Here is a 21,582-nt window from a genome sequence, read left to right on the forward strand (position 1 = left end):
TTGCTTCGTCGCGGAGTTTATCATCCGGCCGGCCAAAGGCCGGACCGGGTGGCTCCTCGCAATGACGGGGAGAGGTTCGAAATCATGAACAAGCCGGTCCTGCCGATGTCGTCATTGTCGCTCAAGCTGCCGAAGGCCGACCGTTCGATCGAGACCTACCGGCTTGCGGCCTCGCGCACGTTCCCCGCAAAGCTCGAAGGACCGCTCAACCGGATCGCCTTCTCCGCCGTGCATATGGTGGCCGATCCCTTTGCCGACAACGATCCCTGGCTTTCGGCAGCCGTCGACTGGGACAAGACCATCGCGTTCCGCGAGCACGTCTGGGATCTCGGCCTCGGCGTTGCCGAAGCCATGGACACCGCGCAGCGCGGCATGGGGCTGGACTGGCCGACCTCGCTGGAGCTGATCACGCGCTCGGTGTCCGCCGCCAAGCGCCGCAATGCGCTGGTGTTCTCAGGCGCCGGCACCGACCATCTCGCCGTGGAGGACGCCAAGAGCCTCGACGACGTGATCCGCGCCTATGAGGAGCAGATTTCGGCGGTCGAGAAGGTCGGCGGCCGCATCATTTTGATGGCGTCGCGCGCGCTGGCAAAGCTCGGCCGCAACGCCGACGACTACGCGAAGGTCTATGACCGTGTGCTCACGCAAGTCCGGGAGCCCGTGATCATCCACTGGCTCGGCGACATGTTCGATCCGGCGCTGACTGGATATTGGGGCACCGGGGATCTCGACAAGGCGATGGACATTGCTGTGGCCATCATCAACGGCAATGCCGCGAAGGTCGATGGGGTGAAAGTCTCGCTGCTCGACAAGCAGCGCGAGATCGACATGCGCCGGCGCCTCGACAAGCGCATCAAGATGTACACCGGCGACGATTTCAACTATGCGGAGCTGATCGCTGGCGATAGCCAAGGCTTTTCACACGCGCTGCTCGGCATCTTCGATGCCATTGCGCCCGCAGCATCCTACGCGCTGTCGCGGCTGGCTGCGGGCGACGAGGCCGGCTTCCACGACGTGCTTGGGCCGACGGTGCCGTTGTCGCGCCACATCTTCAAGGCGCCGACGCGTTTCTACAAGACCGGCGTGGTGTTCATGGCGTATCTCAACGGCCATCAGGACCATTTCACCATGGTCGGCGGCCAGGAGAGCGCGCGCTCGATGCTGCATCTGGCCGAGCTGTTCCGGCTCGCCGATCAGGCCGGCCTGCTCGCCAAACCCGAACTGGCGACGCGGCGGATGAAGACCGTGCTGGCCTCGCACGGGATCGACGCCTGATGCGCGATTTCTCGTCCGACCATCGCTGGCTGTCGCTGAACACGGCGACAGTCCGCAAGCAGGGTGACCTCGTCCAGATCGTCGAGGCCTGCGCCAGGCACGGCATCCGCGCCATCGATCCCTGGCGCGATCAGGTCGCGACCGTGGGCCTCGATCGCGCGGCGCGCGCGGTGCGCGATGCAGGGCTTGATCTTTCGGGCTATTGTCGCGGCGGCATGTTCACGTCGGACGCATCGCGCCGCGCCGAAGTGCGTGACGACAACCGCCGCTGCGTCGATGAGGCCAAGGCGCTTGGCGCGCCCTGCATCGTGCTCGTCGTCGGCGGCCTGCCGCAATATTCCCGGCCCGGCAGCGAAGCGTCGAAAGATATCGCGGCGGCGCGCGGGCAGGTCGAGGAAGCTCTCGCCGACATGCTCGATTACGCCAAGCAGGCAAAGCTGCCGCTGGCGATCGAGCCGCTGCATCCCGCCTATGCCGCCGACCGCGCCTGCGTCAACACGACAAAGCAGGCGCTCGATATCTGCGACCGGCTCGATCCTGATAGCACCGGCATGCTCGGCGTCGCGCTCGATGTTTATCACATCTGGTGGGATCCGGAGCTGTCGGGGCAGATCGCACGGGCCGGCAAGGACCGCCTGCTCGCGTTCCACGTCTGCGACTGGCTGGTGCCCACCAGGGACATCCTCAACGACCGCGGCATGATGGGCGACGGCGTCATCGACATCAAGTCGGCGCGCGCGGCCGTCGAGGCGCAGGGTTTTGCCGGCTATTCGGAAATCGAGATCTTCTCCAACGATTGGTGGGGCAAGCCGATGGACGAGGTGCTACGGACTTGCATCGAACGGCATCGGACATTTGTGTAGAGCGCGATGAAATTAGGTTCGATCGGCTGTCCGGGCTCGCCGCAGGGCGATCGCATATGCCTTTCGGGCGGCCAGCGCTGCCGGCTCGACCGGGTCGCGAATGACCCTCAACGGTTCAGGAACATGCGCGGCGGGGCTGGTGTCCGTATCCGTCCGAAGCGGGCGGCCAAAATCTGAGCCACCCGCCATTTGGATAAGGTTCGCGCAGGAACCTTGCCCCCGTCTGGGATGTTGGAAAATGACACAATCACTCAGGAGGAAACTCTCATGAGAACACTGTTACTGGCTGGTGTGCTGGCGGTTGCTGGTTTCGCTGTCGCCACGCCGATATCCATTGCACCCGCGTCAGCTCAAGTTGCCGTTGATACTCCGCTCGGCGGCGTAAGAGTGGGCCCGGAGCACCGTTACTACCGGGAGTATGATCGACCCGCTTATCGCGCCTACGGATATGATCGCGGATATCGCGGATGCCGCACCGTCACAATCGAGCGTGACGACGGTTCGGTCCGCAGAGTCCGCCGTTGCGACTAGCAGTACCGGGCTAGAAGATCGAGTTTAACAGGAGCGTCGAGCCGGTTCTCGCGCGGCGAAGCAATCTGCGTTGACCAGCGATGAGGCCGCGGCTCAGCGAGCTGGTTGGAGTACTACCAGCGAGAGGTGGACAGCCTTCAGCTTTCAGGCAGAATATCATCACCCCGATGCCGCAGCCGCGCCTCAGTCTGTGCAAGATCGGATGCGGTAATCGGTGGCATCAACGATCGGCAGGCACGGCGGATGTACCCTGCCTGACGATCTTGAATGGCCCCGACGTGTCATCGTCGGGGCCATTGTTGTGATCGGCGTGGCAAGGCTGGCGATTTTTGCGGCGATAAGGAAAGACCGCCCGAAGGCGGTCTTGCAGTCCAATTGGCCGGGCCAAAATAGTTTCGGGATCAAACTTTGTCCGGCCCGGTCTGATCACGAGCTAACCACCATCCAGGAACGGCCGCTCACAATTAAAATTTCAGTCCTGAAATGGAATGCGCCTCGTAGAGCGCAGGCCGAAAGAGCGGTCATTCTGCGCAGCGCCTTTTGCTGCCGTCAGTGCTCGCGTCGTTCGGCTCGACTATTCGGTGAAAAGTCAGACGATTGCGCTATCATCGATGACCGTCAAACACCGGACTATCGCTCGTCAATTCAATCTGCAAAGCTGTGACAACACGAATGCGCTTGTAAAACAAACAAGCGCGAAGGGAGGTTCGCAGTGGAGAAGGTGCAACGCTTGCGTGCGATGGGTTCGCTGTGCCGTCAACAGGCCGCCTACAACAGCATGAACAAATGGAAGCTGCTCGCAGAAGCAGAATACTGGGACCACCTGGCCGATCTTGAGCTGTCTTCATACTTCCAGCAATGCAACGCCGTTAGCGCAAATGAGATAGAGCGGCCTCAAGCGATCGCAAACACGAATGACGCGCGGCAGGAGACGATTTCCAGCGCGTGAGGAGGAACGAGCGAGTGAGGAGGAACGAGGCTGTCGTTTGCATTCCGTGCCACCGCAGTCTCACGGCGAGCCGCGGCCCGGACAGGCATGCTCTCGTCGAGCTTTGAGGCTGGGCGACTACGTCATCCACGGCGTTTGGCCACGTTGCAACGAGAGAATGCGACGCCGCCTTCAAACGCCGGCGCATGACGAAACTGATCTGGGCGGTATTCATGCGGCCCTGGGGCGGAGCGTGGGGATTCCGCTCACGTCCTCTTCCCGTTCCGCGTGCCAAGTATCATAGGCTGCCTGCATGCGCACCCAAACTCCGGCGCCATCTCCGAACAACTTGCCGAGCCGAACAGCAACGCCCGGCGAGACCGGTTTGCGCTCGCGCAAAATGTCGTAGAGGTGCTGGCGGGAAATGCCGAGAAGCTGCGCAATCTCGGCCTTGGTCTTGCCGGTCGCCGGAATCACGTCCTCCCTCAGCAACGCGCCGGGGTGGGTCGGGCAGCGATCAGGATTACGTTTCGTGACATGAGCCATGATCGTCTCTCTCAGTGATATTGTTCGAAGTCGATCCGACAGGCGTCGCCGGCCTCGAATTCGAACGTGATGCACCACGGCCCGTTCACGTGGACCGAATAGCGCGTTGGCTTAAAGCCTCGCAAGGCATGGAAATCAAAGCCCGGGATATTCACTTCCTCGGGCACTGCAGCTGCATCCAGGCGATCAAGACGACGAAAAATCCGCGCGTGCATTTTCGCGTCGATTTTCGCTGTTCGTCCCTTTTCCCAAAGCTCCGCGAGAGCCTTGCTCTTGAAGCCTCTGATCGTAGCTTCAAGCATGTAAGCTAATAGCTGACATATGTCAATAACTAGCTTACGTCATAGCTCCGCTTATGTGCCTAGGGACCAGCGACCTGTTGCAGCGTGTTGAAGCGCGCCTTTTGCTCGCTGCTCAGCGTGGCATAGAACTCGTCAAGGGCCGGCTCGACCAGCTTGGCGGCGCTCAGCATGGCCTCGAGCCGGTGCTGCATCGCCTCCAGCCGCCCGACCGGCGTCAGCGGTACATCGTTCGGGCAGGCCGCCTGCAGGTCTTCGACACCTTTGGCCGTCGCTTCGCTGAGGCGGTCGAGCGCGTCCTTTTGCTTGCCCGCGGGGTGGAGCACGGCCTCGATCCTTTGGATCGGCAACTGGGTGAGGCCGGACTTCGGATCGCCGCAGCCCTCGGCAGTGGTTTGGGCACTGGCTTGCTGCTGCGGCGGCGAGCGCTCGCCAACATTGGGGCCGAGCGCGTTGAAGCGCGCCTGCTGCTCGTCACTGAGCGAGTTGTAAAAATTCTCCAGTGCCGGCCGCACGATCTTGACCGCTTCCAGCGTCGCACTGACGCGGTTCATCATCGCCCGCAAGCGGCCGGGCGGCGTCAACGCATAAGTTTCCGCGCAGGAGTCCTTGAACACGCCGGCAGCGTTGGCCGCCGCGGCCTTCAATTCGTCGAGCAGCGCGCGTTGCTCCGGCGTCGGCCGCACGGCTCGCGCGATATCGGCGAGCGGCCACGCCGTGACGCCCTTGTCCGGCGTGCCGCACAATTGCCGAAGCGTCTGCGGGCTCACGCTGGCGCGCTGGCGTGCGGGATAGCCGCCGCCGGCTTGGGGATAGTCATACGGGTTGGTGCTGGCATAGGCGGAGTAGGGGCTGCTGTCCCCGCCCCAGAACACGGTGTCGACGAGGTCGTCATACGCGTAGGCCCAATAGCCGGGCTCATAGGCTTGGGGCCAGAACGTGTAGTCAAAAATGTCGGAATAGGCGTAAGGCCAGAACACCGGTCCAAGCCATGCCACAAACGCCGCCGGATGGCGGTGCCGCCAGGCCTGCCGGGGCGCCCAGCCGCTTTGGCGAGCGATAAGCGCCGCCTGGGTTTGCGCATTGGCCTGCTCGCGGAAGCGCGCGGCAAACCGCCCGCGCTCGGCGGCCTGCGCGGCGGCAGTCGCTGCGGCTGTTGCAGCGGGAGCCTGTCCCAGCCTTTGCTGGCGTGCCAGATCGCCCTGCTGCGCGCGTTGCTCGCGCTGGAGCAGGCGGTTCTGCGATTGCAGCATGCGTTCTTGCGTCCGCTGCGCGCGCGCACCTTCCGGCTTTTGCGACTGGAGTTGCTGCACGCGCTGCTGGAGCCGATCGATGCGGGTCTGGCGCTCCGTCGTCTGGCGCGATAGCACGTCGCGCTGCCGCTGCTGCACCATCTGCTGGCGCTGCTGGATCTGCTGCTGATGCTGTTGCGCGCGCTGATCGATCTGCCCCTGTCGCGACAGCCGCTCGCTCACGGCCGGCGGCGCGCTTGGGCGCGACGGCGCGGCGATATGCGGCGTCGGCCGCGGCGCCATGGCCGGACGTTGCGGTGCAGGCGGCGGCCGATGGAATTCAGGCCGCGGCGTTGCCAGGTGCGGGGCAGCCCGCGGCGGCGCGGCAAAGTGCGGCATCGGACGTGGCGCCGGTGCGGCGAAGTGCGGCGCGGGATGCGGCGCCATGGCCGGCGGATGGAATGCCGGCGCGGCGGGACGCGCCATGGCTGGTGGCGCGGCAGGGCGGGCCATGGCTGGTGGCGCGGCAGGACGCGCCATTGCGGGTGGCGCTGCCGGCCGTGCAGCCGGCGCTGGGGCCGGCCCTGGTGGTCCACCCCTTCCATGGGGCTGGGCGGATGCACTGATGCTCGCCGCCAGCATCGAGGTACTGATCAAAAAAGCCGTCAAGCAGACGCCACGCGGAAGCATGACCGTAGCTCCCAGCTCCTAACTGCCCGCGACGTTCAACGCAGAAGTGCCGGAATGGTTCGTTGTCGGCCGCGGCCGACATTGCGATCTTCCGCCGCAGGCAGCCTCAAGAGAAATCCTGCGTCAGGATCGTCGCGAACTGCTCCAGCGCCCAGTCGACCTGGTCGCTGGTGATCACCAGCGGCGGGGCGATGCGGATCGTGTGCTCATGGGTGTCCTTCGCCAGGATGCCCTTGCCCTGGAGCGCCTCGCAGTAGCGGCGGGCGCGGCCGGCCTCGGGATGCAGCTCGACCGCCAGCATCAGGCCGCGCCCGCGCACCTCGCGGATCGTGTTGGCGCGGATGTCCTTCAAGCCTTGCAGGAAGCGCGCGCCTTGCGTGGCCGCGTTCTCGATCATGCCTTCCTCGACCAGCACGCGCATCGCCGCGCGCGCCACCGCGCAGGCCAGCGGGTTGCCGCCGAAGGTCGAGCCATGCTGTCCGGGTCGGAGTGTCCCGAGCACGTCGTTGTTCGAGAGCACGGCCGACACCGGATAAAAGCCGCCGGACAAGGCCTTGCCGAGCAGCGTCACGTCCGCCTCAATGCCCTCGTGCTGTTCGGCGAGCAGCTTGCCGGTGCGGCCGAGCCCGGTCTGGATCTCGTCGAGCACCAGCATGACGTTGTTGGCGGTGCAGAGCTCCCGCACGCTGGCGAAATAGCCGGCTGGAGGAATGATGACACCGGCTTCGCCCTGGATCGGCTCGACCAGAAAGGCGACCGTGTTCGGCGTGATCGCTTGTTCCAGCGCCGCGGCATCGCCGAACGGGATTATCCTGAAGCCCGGCGCGAACGGCCCAAAGTGTCCGCGGGTCTCGGCGTCCGTCGAGAAGCCGACAACGCCCAGCGTGCGTCCGTGGAAATTGTCGGCGCAGACGATGATCTCGGCCTGGCCGTCCGGCACGCCTTTCACCTCGTAGCCCCATTTGCGCACCGACTTGATCGCGCTTTCGACCGCCTCGGCGCCGCTGTTCATCGGCAGCACCTTGTGGGAGCCGGTCAGCGCGGCGATCTCCTCGTAGAACAAGGCGAGCTGGTCGTTGTGGAAGGCGCGCGAGGTGAGCGTCAGCCGGTGCGCCTGTTCCACCATCGCCGCCAGGATCTTGGGGTGGCAGTGGCCCTGGCTGACCGCGGAATAGGCGGAGAGGCAATCGAGATAACGGTTGCCTTCGGTATCCCAGACCCAGACACCTTCGCCGCGTGTCAGGACGACGCCGATCGGCTGGTAATTATGGGCGCCAAAGCGTGCTTCGGTTGCGAGGAGATCAACGACCGACGGGCTCATTTTTCGTCACTCCCATTGGGCAGCCTGGGACGTGCGCGATGCTGCCGATTTGCTCCGGCGTGTCAAATGGTTCTGGGCATCCACCGGGCATTTTCGACCAACCTGTCCCCTACTGTGCATGGGGTTGTTTTCGACATTTTTGTTTGGGCCTCAGGAGTCCTGATCGCGATGCGCGATCTCCAGCGTGACCAGCCGCGCCAGCAGCGTCGCCGGATAGAGCTGGCCGAAGATGGCTTCCATGTTGCACAGGCTGCGCGCAACCGGATGGAGCGGGGCGACGTCGCCATATCCGGTCGTGGTCATCGTCGCGAAGCTGAAATAGATGACCTCGCTTGCGAGGCTGGGACTGTCTTCCACCTTCATGCTGACGAAGGCGTCCTGATCCAGCGAGCCGATAAAGGTGTAGAGGGCTGCGAAAATGATCGCGACAGTCAGATACAACAGCACCGCGCCGATCACGCGATGATAGGTCACGCGCCCCGGCGCAAAAGTCTGGCGCGCGACCGCCCAGGCCATCGTCGCGCCCACGATGAACCACGAGCCCGCGAACAGATTGAGATCGAGAATGGACGGCGATTTGATCCGCAGGATCGCGCCGGTCACGATCATGCCGAGCGCGATCAGCATGCCGATGACCGCGACCGGGCTGCCTGATATCACGAAGATGCCGCAGACCAGCAGCAGCGCCAGCACCAGCTCGGAGACCTGGAATGCAAAAAGCCCCAGCGCCTGCAGCGGCGCGATCACGAACATCATGATCACCAGCAGCCCTGTCAGCACCGTCAGGGCCGGATCGGCCCAGCGTTCGCGCAATCGATCGATGTTCATGACGCCTCAGCCGATCGAGCAGGGTACGCTCAGGAAGCCGCGGAACCGGACGCGGCCACCGCGTACCGGCTGACTGCTTACGGCATAGTCCGGGAAGCGCGCCAGGAACCGCGAGATCGCAATCGCGCCTTCGAGCCGGGCCAGGGCCATGCCGGCGCATTGATGCGCGCCGGTGGCGAACGCAAGGTGCCGGTTCGGCGTGCGCGCGACGTCGAAGCGTTCAGGGTCCGGAAACTGCGCGGGATCGCGGTTGGCAGCACCGATGCACAACGTCACCGACGTGCCCGCTTCGAGCACGACGCCGCCGAGCTCGACCCGCTCCGTCGTCATGCGGTTGCCGAGCTGGTTCGAGCTTTCGTAGCGCAGCATCTCCTCCACCGCGGTCTTGATCATATCGGGATTGTCGATCAGCCGCTGCTTCTGGTCCGGATTCCGATGCAGCGCGACGAGGCCGTTGCCGATCAGATTGGTGGTCGTCTCGTGGCCGGCGTTGAGCAGGAAGATGCAATTGTGCAGCAGCTCCTTCTCGGTCAGCCGCTCACCGTTGTCTTCACCCTGGATCAGGCGCGTCAGCACGTCGCGCTCGGGATTGCCGGGCTTCTGGCGCCGGCGCGCGACCAGCGTCTCGAGATAGGCAAGGAAATCCGTCACCGCCTTGTTGCCGCGCGCGGCGACCGCAGGCGATACGACGGGCTCGAGCGCGCCAAGGATCGCCAGCGACCAGTCGCGCAACGGCGTGCGCTCCTCATGGGGGACGTCGAGCAAATTGCCGATCACCTCGATGGGGATCGAGGCGGCAAAATCCTCGATCAGCTCGCAATCGCCCTTGGCAGCGATGGTGTCGAGCAGGCCGTCGACCAGCCTGACGATGTCAAGCTCCATCCCTGCGATCGCGCGCGGCGACAGCGCGCCCATGATCAGGCGCCGCACCCTTGTGTGCGCCGGCGGATCGTTGAAGACGAGGCTTGTGGTGTGGTGCTCGAAGAGCGGGGTGTCGCCATATTTCGGCGCGAACTCGCGCTTCTTGTCCGAGCTGAACGACCTTGTGTTCTTGTAGGTGGCGACGAGGTCGTCGTAGCGGGTCAGGAACACGGTGCCGCTCGGCAGGCGCTTGACCGGCTCGTTCTCCCGCAGTGCACGATAAGTCGGGTAGGGATCGTCGTAGAATTCGCTCGTCAGCTTCGCCAGATCGAAATTGGCCGCCAGTTCTTTCGCATCTGCGTTCATGCGCCATACTCACCGGTTGAGACCGATATGCCGTTTTCGCTCTTTCGAGCCGTGCTGATCACCGTCTACAGTCTCGCCGTGATTTGCTAGCCGACCGGACAGGAAAATGCACGCCCGCGCTGATGCTTCCGACACCGCCCCGAGCTGGCCGGACGATGTTTTCGCGACCTTGCAACGCTTCGACGTGCGGCAGGTGCCTTATGTGCCCGATGCCGGCCATTCGAAGTTGATCCAGCGCGTGCTCGGCTCCTCCACGATGCGCGGCATTCCGCTGACGACGGAGGAGGAAGGCGTGGCGCTGCTCGCCGGCGCCTGGACCGGCGGTCAGCGCGGTGTGCTGCTGATGCAGTCGAGCGGCGTCGGCAATTGCATCAACATGCTGTCGCTGATCCCGATCTTGCGTTTTCCGTTCCTCACCCTCGTGACCATGCGCGGCGAGTGGGGCGAGTTCAATCCGTGGCAGGTGCCGATGGGCTCGACCACGCAGGGCGTGCTCGAGCTCTCCGGCATCAAGGTGCTGCGCGCCTCGAACGCAGCCGAGGTGCCGGCCGTGTTGGAGGCGGCCGCGGCGCAAGCCTACAATGCGCTGACGCCCACCGCCGTCCTGCTATCGCAGCGCCTGATCGGCGCCAAGGTTTTCACCAGATGAGCAAGGCCAATCTCCTCGACCGCCGCGAGGTGGTGTCCGCGCTGCTGGCCAACCGCAAGGACGTCGTCGCGATCGGTGGCCTGGGTGCCTCCACCAACGACATCACCGCCGCGGGCGATCATGCCCGCAACTTCTATCTCTGGGGTGGCATGGGCGGCGCTGCGATGATCGGGCTGGGTCTCGCGCTGGCGCAGCCAAAGTTGCCGGTGCTGGTCATCACCGGCGACGGCGAGATGCTGATGGGGATGGGCAGCCTTGCCACCATCGGCCTGCAGAAGCCCTCCAACCTCTCGATCGCAGTGCTCGACAACGAGGCCTATGGCGAGACCGGTGGCCAGACCAGCCACACTTCGGCTGCGGCTGACTTGGTGGGCGTCGCCAGGGCCTGTGGCATCGGCGACAGCCGGGCGATCTCGACCATGGCCGAGGTCGAAACCTTCGCCAAGACCGTCCATGATCTCTCGGCGGGGCCGCGCTTTGCCAATGTGAAGATCGACAGCGCCAGCGTCGAGCGGATTTTGCCAAGTCGGGACGGGACCTACATCGTCAACCGGATCCGCGGCGATCTCGGCTTCCAGCCGATCTGACATCGCCCGGTTGCTCTCGCCCTCGCCGACGGCCGGCCCCCGGTGGTCGGGAAAGTGTGACCAATTTCCAACAAGTCGGCACCCACCTAGGTTGCGTCGCACCATTTGGCTTGACTTTGGCGTGGGTGAGTGCTTACTCACTAGCATGAGCTCATTGCGTATGACGAGCGACCTGAGGCGTCAATTGATCCTCGGAGCCGCAAAGCGTTGCTTTGCCCGACACGGCTATACCGGCACCACGACCAAGAGCGTGGCGGCCGCTGCTGCCATTTCCGAGGCGCTGCTGTTCAAGCATTTCCCGTCCAAGGCGGCGCTCTATGCCGAAATCCTCAGCGACGAGTGCGAGGCTGACCCGGCGCTCATGGAGCTGCTCGAGCGCGAGCCGTCAACGGCCACCCTGGTGGAATTGATCCGCGGCATGGTCCAGCATTTCCTGATGATCGCCGACGGACCCGACCAGGAGGAGGCCCAGCGCCTGCGACTGACGGCCACCAGTCATCTGGATGACGGCGAATTCGCTCGTTTGCTATATGCCAAGATCGAGACGCTGATCGGGGCGGTCTTCGTCGCCTCGCTCGAACGTGCGGTCGCCGCCGGCGATGCGCGGGCGAGTGGCAGTGAACCGCTCAACCTGTTCTGGTTTGCGCATCATACGGTGATGACCGCTGCGCTGACCAGGCTGCCGTCCGTGCCCTGTCTCGCTTATGGCAGGGCGAACGATCTGGAGCGGCAGCTCTGTGAGTTTCTCTTGAGAGGCATCGGACTTAACGACGCCGCAATTGCTTCGCATTTGGGCCGCGATCAGGCCGCTTGTGCCGGCAAAACGGCGATTGCAGAAAGCGCATGACATGAACATCGTAACCGAACACAAGATTTCGGGCGAACCGATCGACAGCAAGGCTCCCAAGCGTCCGGTTCGGCCGGTGCTCTGGTTCATCATCGTCGGCACGCTCCTGGGCGCGCTGGTTGGTGGTCTCGTCTGGTTCAACTATTTCCGTGGCCAGATGATCAAGCAGTTCTTCGCCAACAACAAGCCGCCGCCGACTGCCGTCAGCGCGGCGGAAGCGAAGTCCGAGGTGATCCCGAACCTGCTCACCGCGGTCGGCGGCCTCACCGCCGTGCACCAGGTCGACGTCAGCGCCGACGTAAACGGCCGCGTCACCGAGATCAAGTTCGAGCCCGGCGCCCATGTCGAGGCCGGCACGCCGCTGGTGCAGCTGTTCGACGCGCCCGATCAGGGCGACCTCGCCAACTACAAGGCCCAGGCAACGGTCGCACAGCTCTCGCTCGACCGCGCAAAACAGCTGGCGTCGCGCCAGTTCGGTCCGCAGGCGACCGTCGATTCCGCGCAGGCCGCCTATGACCAGGCCCTGGCCGGCATCGCCAAGACCGAAGCGCTGATCTCGCAGAAGCTCGTCCGCGCGCCGTTCTCAGGCGATCTCGGCGTCCGCAAGGTCGAGGTCGGTCAGTATCTGACCGCGGGCACGGCGATCGTCTCGCTGACCGATCTGTCGGAGCTGTGGGCCAACTTCACGGTGACGGAAAAGGACTCCGCGAATCTCAAGGTCGGGCAGTCCGTCCGGCTGAAGGTCGACGCCTATCCGGGCCGCACCTTCGACGGCAAGATCACCACGATCGAGCCGCAGATCGCCGCCGATACGCGCAACATCCGGGTGCAGGCGACGGTCTCCAATCCGGAGAAGATCCTGAAGCCCGGCATGTTCGTGACCACCACGGTGGTGCTGCCGGACAAGCCGGCCGTGATCACCGTTCCGGAGACGGCAGTCGATTACACCCTGTACGGCGACTCGGTGTTCGTGATCACCGAGAAGAAGGGAGAGGACGGCAAGACCAGCCTGAGTGCGGTGCGCACGTTCGTGCAGACCGGCAGCCGGGTCAATGGTCGCACCGAAATCATCAAGGGCGTGAAGCCGGGCGACAAGGTCGTCGCCGTGGGCCAGCTCAAGCTGCAGTCGGGCGCCGCCGTGGCGATTTCGACCGACCCTGCTCCGCAGATCCCGGCGCAACCGCCGCGCTACTGACACTACACTCGCGTGATCCGGCCTGGCCGGATCACGTTTCTTGAGACATAGAAATCGAGATCGCCGCGATGGCCTTTACTGATATTTTCATCAAGCGCCCGGTTCTGTCGGTCGTCGTCAGCCTGCTGATCCTGCTGATCGGACTGCGCGCGGCGATGGTGCTGCCGATCCGGCAGTACCCGAAGCTGTCGAATACGGTCATCAACATCACGACCGTTTATCCCGGCGCGTCCGCAGACCTGATCCAGGGCTTCATCACGACGCCGATCGAGCAGGCGGTCGCCTCCGCCGAAGGCGTGGACTACATGACCTCGTCCTCGGTGCTCGGCACCTCGACGATTCAGGTCTACATCAAGCTGAACTTCGATCCGAACCAGGCGCTCACCGAGGTGCTGGCCAAGACGAATTCGGTCAAATATCTGATTCCGAAGGAATCGAACGATCCGGTCGTCACCAAGACCACGGGCCAGACAACGGCCGTGATGTATCTCGGCTTCTCCTCCGAGGAGCTGTCGGGCTCGGCGATCTCCGATTATCTGACGCGCGTGGTGCAGCCGGTGCTGTCGACCGTCGACGGCGTGGCCTCGGCCGATATTTTGGGCGGCCAGACCTTTGCGATGCGGCTGTGGCTTGATCCCGTGAAGATGGCAGGCCGCAGCGTATCGCCGGCCGACGTCGCGTCCGCGATTGCGGCCAACAACTTCCAGTCTGCGGCGGGACAGACCAAGGGCTATCTCATCGTTTCCAACATCTCGACGAACACCAGCCTGACCGACGTCAACCAGTTCCGGAAGATGATCGTCAAGGCCAAGGACGGTGGCTTCGTCCGGATGGAGGATATCGCCACGGTCGAACTTGCGGCGCAGAGTACCGACGCGAGCGTCGCCTTCAACGGTGAGCATGCAATATTCATTGGTGTGAACGCGACGCCGCAAGGCAATCCGCTGACGCTGGTCAAGGGCGTGCGGGCGCTGTTCCCGGAGCTCGAGCGCAATCTGCCGCCCTCGATGAAGATGAAGGTCGCCTATGACTCGACCAAGTTCATCCAATCATCGATTGACGAGGTGGAGAAGACGCTGGGCGAAGCCGTCATCATCGTGATCGTGGTGATCTTCCTGTTCCTGGCCTCGCTCCGTTCGGTCATCATTCCGGTCGTCACCATCCCGTTGTCGATGATCGGCGTCTGTACCCTGATGCTGGCGCTGGGCTTCAGCTTCAACTTGCTGACCTTGCTCGCGATGGTGCTCGCGATCGGGCTCGTGGTCGACGACGCCATCGTGGTGGTGGAGAACATCCACCGCCATCTCGAAGAAGGGAAGACACCGGTGCAGGCGGCGCTCGAAGGCGCGCGCGAGATCGTCGGCCCCGTCGTCTCGATGACCATCACGCTCGCGGCGGTGTATGCCCCGATCGGTTTCCTCGGCGGTCTCACCGGTTCGCTGTTCCGCGAATTCGCGTTCACGCTCGCCGGCTCGGTGATCGTATCAGGCGTGATCGCGCTGACGCTGTCGCCGATGATGTGCTCGGTGCTCCTCAAGAACACCGAGGAGGGCCGCTTCGCCAAGCTCGTCAACAGGGTGTTTGGCGCGCTGACGCGCTGGTACGGCCGCAGGCTTGACCGCTCGCTCGACTACAAGACTATCACCGGCCTGTTCGCCGTGACGATCCTCGGACTCGTCGGCTTCCTCTATATGCACACCTCGAAGGAGCTGGCGCCTGAGGAAGACCAGGGTATCGTGTTCGCGGTGACCAAGGCGCCGAAATACGCCAACATCGACTATGTCGATTTCTACGGCGAGAAGCTCGACAAGGAATTCCAGAAATTCCCCGAGACCGATTTGCGCTTCGTGCTGAACGGCATCAACGGTCCGCAAGGCGGCATCGCCGGCATGCTGCTCAAGCCGTGGGAAGAGCGCAAGCGGTCGTCGATCGCGCTGAAGCCGCTGGTCCAGGCCGAGCTCTCCAAGATCGAGGGCGTGCAGGCCTTCGCATTCAACCTGCCGCCGCTGCCGGGTGGTCCGGGCGGTCTGCCGGTGCAGATGGTCATCAACTCCACCGCGGGCTACCAGACCGTCTTTGAGCAGATGGAGAAGCTGAAGGACGCTGCCCGCAAGAGCGGCATGTTCATCGTCTCCGACAGCGACCTCGCCTATAACCAGCCGAACGTGCAGGTCACGATCGACCGCACCAAGGCGCAGGATCTCGGCGTCAACATGCAGAACCTCGGCAGCACGCTCGCGGTTCTGCTCGGCGGCAACTACATCAACCGCTTCAATCTCGAGGGCCGGTCCTACCAGGTGATCCCGCAGGTGCCGCGCAGCGATCGTCTTTCGCCGGAATCGCTCGGCGGCTACTATGTGACGACCAACACCGGACAGCAGCTCCCGCTGTCGACCGTGGTCTCGATCAAGACCAAGACCGACCCGAACTCGCTGACGCATTACAATCAGCTCAACTCGGCGACGTTCTCGGCCGTGCCGATGCCCGGCGTGACCGTCGGCGCTGCGGTGGAGTTCCTTGAGAGTGAGGCCAAGAAGCTGCCGCAGGGCTTCAGCCACGACTTTCTCGCGGATAGCCGGCAGTATGTTCAGGAAGGCAACCAGCTCGCGATCACCTTCGGTTTCGCGCTGATCATCATCTTCCTGGTGCTGGCCGCGCAGTTCGAGAGCTTGCGTGACCCGCTGGTGATCATGATCTCGGTGCCGATGGCGATCGTGGGAGCGCTGATCCCGCTGTTCTTCGGCGCGGCCACCATGAACATCTACACTCAGGTCGGTCTGCTCACCCTGGTCGGCCTGATCACCAAGCACGGCATCCTGATGGTGGAGTTCGCCAACGAGCTCCAGGTCAATGAGCGGCTCGACCGTCGATCGGCCATCGAAATGTCGGCCCGCATCCGCTTGCGGCCGATCCTGATGACGACGGCTGCGATGGTCACGGGCCTGATCCCGCTGCTGACGGCAAGCGGCGCCGGTGCGGCCAGCCGCTTCTCGATCGGTCTCGTGGTCGTGGCCGGCATGTCGATCGGCACGCTGTTCACGCTGTTCGTGCTGCCGGCCGTCTATGTCGTGCTGGCGACCGACCATCGCGCGGCGGCCGATTCCGAGCGTAACAAGCAGGTCAATGAACTCGACGTCGGCGCCAAGGCGCTGCGGCCGACCTGACCTGACCTAAGCTCGATTTGCGTGCGAAGCGGCAATAGCCACGGTTGTTGCCGCTTTTTCTTGTCGCGCGGTATCTCGTGCTATGATCGCAGCTGCGCCGTGATTGTGCGCTTGAGGCGGGTTGTCGGATGAAGAGGCGCGAATTTCTGGCAGTGCTTGGCGGGGCGGCATTGGCGCGCCCGGGCATGGCGTCGGCCGATACGCCGGGTCGTATCTATCGCCTGGGTACGGTGGCCCCGATCGCGCCGGTGACGGCGGAGAGCCGGGGCGGCAAGATCCTGATCAAGGTGCTCGAAGAGCGCGGTTTCAAGCTCGGCCGCAACCTGACCTTCGAAGCGCGGGGCGCACTTGGCGACGTCGCGATGCTGCCCGCGCTCATCACAGAGCTGAAGGCCGGGAACGCCGACGTCATCGTGATCATTGGCTACCCGACGGCCATGGCCGCCAAGGCCGCCGGCATTGCCACTGTCGCGGCCAGCGGCGTCGGTGATCCCGTCGAGACCAAGCTGATCGAAAGCCTGGCGCATCCAGGCGGCAAGATCACCGGCATTTCGGACGTCGCAGCGACGCTCAGCGCCAAGCGGCTGTCGCTGCTCAAGGAGGTTTCGCCGAAACTGACCAAGGTCGCGATGCTCTGGAACAAGGACGACCTCGGCATGACCATGCGTTATCAGGCATCTGCGAAGGCGGCCCAGGCGCTCGGACTGACCGTGCAGGCACTCGGCGTGCGCGAGCCCGACGATTTCGACGAAGCCTTTTCCGCGATGAACAACGATTTGCCCGACGGCATCCTGATGGTCGCGGACGCGCTGACGATTCTTAATCGTGAGCGCGTGTTCGAGTTCGCCGCGGTCCGAAAGCTGCCGGCGATCTACGAATTCGACCAATTCGCTCGCGACGGTGGTCTGATGTCCTACGGCGCGGATTCTTCGGAGTCCTTCGAGCGAGCGGCCGCGCTGGTCGCCCGCATTTTCAACGGGGCAAATCCCGGCGACCTGCCGTTCGAGCTCCCGACCCGCTATCCCCTAGTGCTCAATCTCAAGACGGCGAAGGCGACCGGACTTGAAATTCCACCCACCTTGCTGGCACTTGCCGACGAGGTCATTGAGTAACCCAGTGCGCTGCGGCGGGAGACAAGGTTCTGCCTTCTTGCTAGGCTTGGGGGAATGAGCATTTCCGTCCATCCCGACACTCCGCAAACCAGGACCCTGCCGCGCGCGGCCGAGGGCGGGGTCGCGTCCGGCGAGGCGGGGCGGGGGATCAGGACCCGGCTCTTCACCAAATATGTCGCGCTGTTCGTGGCCGTGGTCGCCGTTGCCCTGCTGGCCAATGGCCTGTTCGAGGTCTTCTTCTATTATCGGGAGCACAAGGCCTCGCTGATCCGGGTCCAGCACGAGCAGGCCGAGGCGGCGGCCGCCAAGATTGGCCAGTTCATCAAGGAGATCGAGAGCCAGCTCGGCTGGACCACGCAATTGCCGTGGTCGGCGGGCTCGATCGAGCCGCGCCGGTTCGACGCGCTGCGGCTGCTGCGTCAAGTGCCGGCGATCACCGAGCTCGCCCAGGTCGACGCGACCGGCAGAGAGCGCCTGCGCGTTTCGCGGCTGGCGATGGACGCGATCGACAGCGGCGTCGATCTGTCGGACGATCCAAAATTCACGCAGGCGGTCGCGCACAAGGTTTTTTACGGGCCGATCTATTTCCGCAGGGATTCCGAGCCCTACATGACGCTGGCGCAGGCCGGCGCCCGTAAGGATGCGGGCGTCAGCATCGCAGAGGTCAATCTCAAGCTGATCTGGGACGTCGTGTCCCAGATCAAGGTCGGCGAGCACGGACACGCCTATGTGGTCGGTCCGGAGGGACGCCTGATCGCGCATCCCGACATCAGCCTCGTGCTGCGCAACACCGACATGTCCAAGCTCGAGCAGGTACGCGGTGCTCAGGCCGGTGGCGGCGCAATGCCGGATGCATTGCAGGAAGCGACCAACATCCAGGGGCAGAAGGTCCTGACGGCCTCCGCGCCGATCGCGCCGCTCGGCTGGACCATGTTCGTCGAATTGCCGGTCGAGGAGGCCTATGCCTCGCTCTACGCATCGCTGCAGCGGCTCGCGATCGTGCTGCTCGCAGCCTCGATCTTCGCGGTGCTCGCTGGAATATTCCTCGCGCGCCGCATGGTTGGCCCGATCCAGGCGCTGCGCAGCGGTGCCGAGCGCATCGGCGGCGGCGATTTCTCTCAGCGCATCTCCATCAAGACCGGCGACGAGCTCGAGGAGCTAGCCGACCAGTTCAACGACATGGGCGCGCGCTTGCAGGAATCCTACGCGGATTTGGAAAAGAAGGTCGAGGTACGAACGGCCGAATTGAGTGAGTCGCTGGAGCAGCAGACAGCGACGTCGGAGGTGCTACAGGTGATCAGTTCGTCTCCGGGCGAACTTACGCCGGTTTTCCACAAATTGCTCGAGAATGCCACGCGCGTCTGTGGCGCGAGTTTCGGGATCATGAACCTGTGGGACGGCGAAGGCTTCACCATCGCGGCTGACTACAACGTGCCGCCTGCGTTCGCCGCTTCGCGAAGAGATGTGGCGATACGCCCTCATCCGGAGAGCGCGCTCGCTGCGGTCGTCAGGACGCGTCAGGTCGTTCACGTTCACGATGTGCAAAGCACACCGGCCTATATTGCGGGAGGACCAAGCATTCGCGGAATCTCCGATGTGGCCGGTGCCCGCACGATCGTCGTCGTACCGATGCTGAGGGAGAGCGAGCTGATCGGCACGATCGCAGTCTATCGCAAGGAGGTCCGTCCGTTCACCGATAAACAGATTTCTGTGGTCGAGAATTTTACGAAGCAAGCCGTCATTGCCGTCGAGAATGCGCGGCTGCTGAATGAGTTGCGCAAACGCACGATGGAACTCTCGCAGTCCCTTGATGAGTTGCGCGCGGCTCAGGGCCGCCTGATCCAGACCGAGAAGCTGGCCTCGCTCGGCCAGCTCACGGCTGGCATCGCCCACGAGATCAAGAACCCGCTCAACTTCGTCAATAATTTCTCGTCGATCTCGGCGGAGCTGATCGACGAGCTCAACGAGGTCCTGCAAACGGCATCGCTCGACGGCAAGACGAAGGACGAGGTGGACGAGCTGACCGGCATGCTGCGGGGGAATCTCGAGAAGGTGGTGCAGCACGGCAAGCGCGCCGATTCCATCGTCAGGAACATGCTATTGCACTCGCGCGAAGGCTCCAGTGAGCATCGCCCCACCGACATCAACGCGATCGTGGAGGAGAGCCTTAATCTTGCCTATCACGGCGCGCGCGCCGAACGGCCGTCGTTCAACGTGACGCTCCAGCGCGACCTCGATCCGGCCGCCGGGATGGCCGACGTCTATCCGCAGGAGATCACTCGCGTCTTCCTCAATCTGATCTCGAACGGCTTCTATGCTGCGGCCAAGCGCAAGGAAAGCGCCGCGGATGGATTCGAACCGAGCTTGCGCGCTGCGACGAAGAATCTCGGCGGCAAAGTCGAGATCCGGATCCGCGACAACGGCACAGGCATTCCGCAGGACGTGAAGGAGAAGATGTTCAATCCCTTCTTCACCACCAAACCGGCCGGCGAGGGCACCGGGCTTGGTCTGTCCATGAGCCATGACATCGTCGTGAAACAGCACGGCGGCACGATCGACGTGAACACCGAGCCCGGTGTCTTCACCGAATTCATCATCTCCCTGCCGCGCGTCATGGCGGCAAGCGGTCCTTCCGGAGGCAAGACGTGAACGTTTACATCCTGGTCGTCGATGACGAGCCCGATGTCGAGGCGCTGTTCCGGCAGCAATTCCGGCGCGATCTGCGCGCCGGCCGTTTCCAGATGGAGTTTGCACCCTCGGCGCCCGATGCGCTGAGGCTCGCGGCCGAGGTTCGCGACCCCTCGTTGATCCTGATCCTGTCCGATATCAACATGCCCGGCATGAGCGGGCTCGACATGCTGCCCAGGGTGCGCGCCGAGCATCCGCATGTTCCGGTTATCATGATCACGGCGTACGGCGATGCCGAGACGCGTCGCAAGGCGATCGAGCGCGGCGCCATCGGGCTCCTCACCAAGCCGATTGATTTTGCGCTGCTGCGCCAGCAGATCGACACAAGGCTCGAGCAAGCGGCATGACCCTGACCATCCTCTTCGTCGACGACGAGCCCGACCTCGAGGCGCTGATCCTGCAGAAATTCCGCAGGCAGATCCGCGACGGGCTCGTCTCCATCATGTTCGCGCGCGACGGCTTGGAGGCGCTGGAATCCCTCGAGCAGAACCCGCAAGTCGACATGGTGGTCTCGGACATCAACATGCCCAGGATGGACGGGCTGTCGCTGCTGCAGAAGCTGCAGGAAGCCGAGGACAAGAAGTCGACCATCATCGTCTCGGCCTATGGCGACATGAGCAATATCCGCACCGCCATGAACCGCGGTGCGTTCGATTTCCTGACCAAGCCGATCGACTTCACCGACCTGGAAACCACGATCGATAAGACCCTTCGCCACATCGAGATGTTGCGCGAGGTGCGTCGTCGTCAGGCGGAGGCCGAGCGCGCCCATGCTGCGCTGTCGCGCCACTTCTCGCCGGAGCTGGCCAAGCGTCTGGCGGCAAGCGGCGAGGGCGAGGGGATCGAGGTGCAGTGGCGCGATATCGCGACCATTTTCACCGATATCACCGGCTTCACATCGCTGGTCGAGAGCGCGCCGCCCGAGACGCTGGGCGCGCTCCTCAACGAATATGTCGGCGGGATGACCGAAGTGGTGTTCGCGCATGACGGCACCGTCGCCAAGATCATCGGTGATGCGATTCAGGTGCTGTTTAACGCGCCCGGCGATCAGCCGGACTATGCGACGCGTGCGGTCGCATGCGCCCATGATCTGGATGCCTGGGCACAGGAGTTTTGTGCGCGCCAAAGTGATCGAGGCGTGGATTTCGGAGCCACCCGCATCGGCATTCACGCCGGGTCAGCACTGGTCGGCAATTTCGGCGGCAACCGCTTTTTCGACTACACCGCGTATGGGGACACGATCAACATCGCCGCGCGGCTGGAAGCTGCGAACAAGCAGCTGGGCACCCGCATCTGTGTCAGCTCCAGTGTCGCCGAGGCAGCCAGGAATTTCCAGGGGCGACCCGTCGGCGATCTGATGCTGCGCGGGCGCAGCGAGCCGCTGCGCGCGTTCGAGCCGCTGCCGCGCGAAAGATTCGAGGCGCCCGAGACGGCGCAGTATTCCGAGGCCTTTGCCAAGATGCAAGCCGGTGACGCCGCGGCCATGCCGACCTTTGCCGCGCTGGTCGGCGCGCACGCCGACGATGCTCTCGCCGGATTTCACTTGAGGCGCCTGCTCAACGGCGGCAAGGGCATCCGCATTCAATTGGATTAGGAGCTC

19 protein-coding genes are annotated in these 21,582 nt (G+C 63.8%); 13 read left to right on the plus strand and 6 right to left on the minus strand.

The window, feature by feature from the left end:
• Window positions 1–84 precede the first annotated feature (84 nt).
• The 4 genes from ABID58_RS04680 (at window position 85) to ABID58_RS04695 (ending at window position 3,618) form a co-directional block, all read left to right on the plus strand.
• The gene (locus ABID58_RS04680; protein WP_354031720.1) at window positions 85–1,275 is read left to right on the plus strand and encodes a dihydrodipicolinate synthase family protein; all 1,191 of its coding nucleotides are present in this window, start codon (window positions 85–87) and stop codon (window positions 1,273–1,275) included.
• Window positions 1,275–2,138 (plus strand): sugar phosphate isomerase/epimerase family protein, encoded by an 864-nt coding sequence (locus ABID58_RS04685; protein ID WP_354031721.1) that lies wholly within the window; start codon window positions 1,275–1,277, stop codon window positions 2,136–2,138. The genes ABID58_RS04680 and ABID58_RS04685 overlap by 1 nt, the downstream gene beginning before the upstream one ends.
• 745 nt (window positions 2,139–2,883) lie before the next feature.
• On the plus strand, window positions 2,884–3,333 hold the full coding sequence (locus ABID58_RS04690) for a hypothetical protein (protein WP_354031722.1): 450 nt from the start codon (window positions 2,884–2,886) through the stop codon (window positions 3,331–3,333).
• 48 nt (window positions 3,334–3,381) lie between these two features.
• The gene (locus ABID58_RS04695) at window positions 3,382–3,618 is read left to right on the plus strand and encodes a hypothetical protein (RefSeq protein ID WP_354031723.1); all 237 of its coding nucleotides are present in this window, start codon (window positions 3,382–3,384) and stop codon (window positions 3,616–3,618) included.
• Window positions 3,619–3,828: 210 nt separating this feature from the next.
• Here the strand turns inward: ABID58_RS04695 and ABID58_RS04700 are convergent, their stop codons facing one another.
• The 6 genes from ABID58_RS04700 to ABID58_RS04725 all read right to left on the minus strand — a co-directional run bounded on the left by ABID58_RS04700 (window position 3,829) and on the right by ABID58_RS04725 (window position 9,740).
• The gene (locus ABID58_RS04700) at window positions 3,829–4,143 is read right to left on the minus strand and encodes a HigA family addiction module antitoxin (RefSeq protein ID WP_187434591.1); all 315 of its coding nucleotides are present in this window, start codon (window positions 4,141–4,143) and stop codon (window positions 3,829–3,831) included.
• A gap of 11 nt (window positions 4,144–4,154) precedes the next feature.
• The gene (locus ABID58_RS04705) at window positions 4,155–4,445 is read right to left on the minus strand and encodes a type II toxin-antitoxin system RelE/ParE family toxin (RefSeq protein ID WP_354031725.1); all 291 of its coding nucleotides are present in this window, start codon (window positions 4,443–4,445) and stop codon (window positions 4,155–4,157) included.
• A 59-nt stretch (window positions 4,446–4,504) separates the two neighbouring features.
• Window positions 4,505–6,187, minus strand: coding sequence for a Spy/CpxP family protein refolding chaperone (locus ABID58_RS04710; RefSeq protein WP_354031726.1), 1,683 nt, complete (start codon window positions 6,185–6,187; stop codon window positions 4,505–4,507).
• A 283-nt stretch (window positions 6,188–6,470) separates the two neighbouring features.
• Window positions 6,471–7,685, minus strand: coding sequence for an ornithine--oxo-acid transaminase (gene rocD / locus ABID58_RS04715; RefSeq protein ID WP_354031727.1), 1,215 nt, complete (start codon window positions 7,683–7,685; stop codon window positions 6,471–6,473).
• Between the two features lie 150 nt (window positions 7,686–7,835).
• Window positions 7,836–8,513 carry an ion channel gene (locus ABID58_RS04720; protein ID WP_354031729.1) on the minus strand — a complete coding sequence of 226 codons (678 nt, stop codon included), beginning with the start codon at window positions 8,511–8,513 and terminating at the stop codon, window positions 7,836–7,838.
• 6 nt (window positions 8,514–8,519) lie between these two features.
• Window positions 8,520–9,740, minus strand: coding sequence for a cytochrome P450 (locus tag ABID58_RS04725; RefSeq protein ID WP_354031730.1), 1,221 nt, complete (start codon window positions 9,738–9,740; stop codon window positions 8,520–8,522).
• 106 nt (window positions 9,741–9,846) lie between these two features.
• Here ABID58_RS04725 and ABID58_RS04730 point away from each other — a divergent pair, with 106 nt between their 5' ends.
• The 9 genes from ABID58_RS04730 to ABID58_RS04770 all read left to right on the plus strand — a co-directional run bounded on the left by ABID58_RS04730 (window position 9,847) and on the right by ABID58_RS04770 (window position 21,576).
• The gene (locus ABID58_RS04730; protein ID WP_354031731.1) at window positions 9,847–10,389 is read left to right on the plus strand and encodes a phosphonopyruvate decarboxylase; all 543 of its coding nucleotides are present in this window, start codon (window positions 9,847–9,849) and stop codon (window positions 10,387–10,389) included.
• Window positions 10,386–10,976 (plus strand): thiamine pyrophosphate-dependent enzyme, encoded by a 591-nt coding sequence (locus ABID58_RS04735; RefSeq protein WP_354031732.1) that lies wholly within the window; start codon window positions 10,386–10,388, stop codon window positions 10,974–10,976. Before ABID58_RS04730 ends, ABID58_RS04735 begins: the two co-directional genes overlap by 4 nt.
• A gap of 145 nt (window positions 10,977–11,121) precedes the next feature.
• Window positions 11,122–11,823 (plus strand): TetR/AcrR family transcriptional regulator, encoded by a 702-nt coding sequence (locus ABID58_RS04740; RefSeq protein WP_354032169.1) that lies wholly within the window; start codon window positions 11,122–11,124, stop codon window positions 11,821–11,823.
• A gap of 1 nt (window position 11,824) precedes the next feature.
• Window positions 11,825–13,018: an efflux RND transporter periplasmic adaptor subunit gene (locus ABID58_RS04745; RefSeq protein WP_354031733.1), complete on the plus strand. Its 1,194-nt coding sequence runs from the start codon at window positions 11,825–11,827 to the stop codon at window positions 13,016–13,018.
• 68 nt (window positions 13,019–13,086) lie between these two features.
• On the plus strand, window positions 13,087–16,182 hold the full coding sequence (locus tag ABID58_RS04750; RefSeq protein ID WP_148748954.1) for a MexW/MexI family multidrug efflux RND transporter permease subunit: 3,096 nt from the start codon (window positions 13,087–13,089) through the stop codon (window positions 16,180–16,182).
• 128 nt (window positions 16,183–16,310) lie between these two features.
• Entirely contained in the window at window positions 16,311–17,294 is a 984-nt protein-coding gene (locus ABID58_RS04755) for an ABC transporter substrate-binding protein (protein ID WP_354031734.1), read from the plus strand.
• Between the two features lie 54 nt (window positions 17,295–17,348).
• Window positions 17,349–19,943, plus strand: a complete 2,595-nt coding sequence (locus ABID58_RS04760) for a cache domain-containing protein (RefSeq protein ID WP_354031735.1) — start codon at window positions 17,349–17,351, stop codon at window positions 19,941–19,943.
• Entirely contained in the window at window positions 19,940–20,329 is a 390-nt protein-coding gene (locus tag ABID58_RS04765) for a response regulator (RefSeq protein WP_148748951.1), read from the plus strand. Before ABID58_RS04760 ends, ABID58_RS04765 begins: the two co-directional genes overlap by 4 nt.
• Window positions 20,326–21,576, plus strand: a complete 1,251-nt coding sequence (locus ABID58_RS04770; RefSeq protein ID WP_354031736.1) for an adenylate/guanylate cyclase domain-containing protein — start codon at window positions 20,326–20,328, stop codon at window positions 21,574–21,576. The genes ABID58_RS04765 and ABID58_RS04770 overlap by 4 nt, the downstream gene beginning before the upstream one ends.
• The last annotated feature ends 6 nt before the right edge of the window (window positions 21,577–21,582 follow it).

Origin of the sequence: Bradyrhizobium sp. S3.2.6 (assembly GCF_040546885.1) — a bacterium.
In the GTDB taxonomy this organism is placed as follows: Bacteria; Pseudomonadota; Alphaproteobacteria; order Rhizobiales; family Xanthobacteraceae; genus Bradyrhizobium; species Bradyrhizobium cytisi.

What these genes read in the sequence shown, in the direction of transcription:
- ABID58_RS04680 (WP_354031720.1), top strand. Translation starts at nt 85, where the DNA reads ATGAACAAGCCGGTCCTGCCGATGTCGTCATTGTCGCTCAAGCTGCCG.
- ABID58_RS04685 (WP_354031721.1), top strand. Translation starts at nt 1,275, where the DNA reads ATGCGCGATTTCTCGTCCGACCATCGCTGGCTGTCGCTGAACACGGCG.
- ABID58_RS04730 (WP_354031731.1), top strand. Translation starts at nt 9,847, where the DNA reads ATGCACGCCCGCGCTGATGCTTCCGACACCGCCCCGAGCTGGCCGGAC.
- ABID58_RS04710 (WP_354031726.1), bottom strand. Translation starts at nt 6,187, where the DNA reads ATGGCCCGCCCTGCCGCGCCACCAGCCATGGCGCGTCCCGCCGCGCCG.
- rocD (WP_354031727.1), bottom strand. Translation starts at nt 7,685, where the DNA reads ATGAGCCCGTCGGTCGTTGATCTCCTCGCAACCGAAGCACGCTTTGGC.
- ABID58_RS04735 (WP_354031732.1), top strand. Translation starts at nt 10,386, where the DNA reads ATGAGCAAGGCCAATCTCCTCGACCGCCGCGAGGTGGTGTCCGCGCTG.
- ABID58_RS04760 (WP_354031735.1), top strand. Translation starts at nt 17,349, where the DNA reads ATGAGCATTTCCGTCCATCCCGACACTCCGCAAACCAGGACCCTGCCG.
- ABID58_RS04720 (WP_354031729.1), bottom strand. Translation starts at nt 8,513, where the DNA reads ATGAACATCGATCGATTGCGCGAACGCTGGGCCGATCCGGCCCTGACG.
- ABID58_RS04740 (WP_354032169.1), top strand. Translation starts at nt 11,122, where the DNA reads ATGAGCTCATTGCGTATGACGAGCGACCTGAGGCGTCAATTGATCCTC.
- ABID58_RS04700 (WP_187434591.1), bottom strand. Translation starts at nt 4,143, where the DNA reads ATGGCTCATGTCACGAAACGTAATCCTGATCGCTGCCCGACCCACCCC.
- ABID58_RS04770 (WP_354031736.1), top strand. Translation starts at nt 20,326, where the DNA reads ATGACCCTGACCATCCTCTTCGTCGACGACGAGCCCGACCTCGAGGCG.
- ABID58_RS04725 (WP_354031730.1), bottom strand. Translation starts at nt 9,740, where the DNA reads ATGAACGCAGATGCGAAAGAACTGGCGGCCAATTTCGATCTGGCGAAG.
- ABID58_RS04745 (WP_354031733.1), top strand. Translation starts at nt 11,825, where the DNA reads ATGAACATCGTAACCGAACACAAGATTTCGGGCGAACCGATCGACAGC.
- ABID58_RS04755 (WP_354031734.1), top strand. Translation starts at nt 16,311, where the DNA reads ATGAAGAGGCGCGAATTTCTGGCAGTGCTTGGCGGGGCGGCATTGGCG.
- ABID58_RS04705 (WP_354031725.1), bottom strand. Translation starts at nt 4,445, where the DNA reads ATGCTTGAAGCTACGATCAGAGGCTTCAAGAGCAAGGCTCTCGCGGAG.
- ABID58_RS04750 (WP_148748954.1), top strand. Translation starts at nt 13,087, where the DNA reads ATGGCCTTTACTGATATTTTCATCAAGCGCCCGGTTCTGTCGGTCGTC.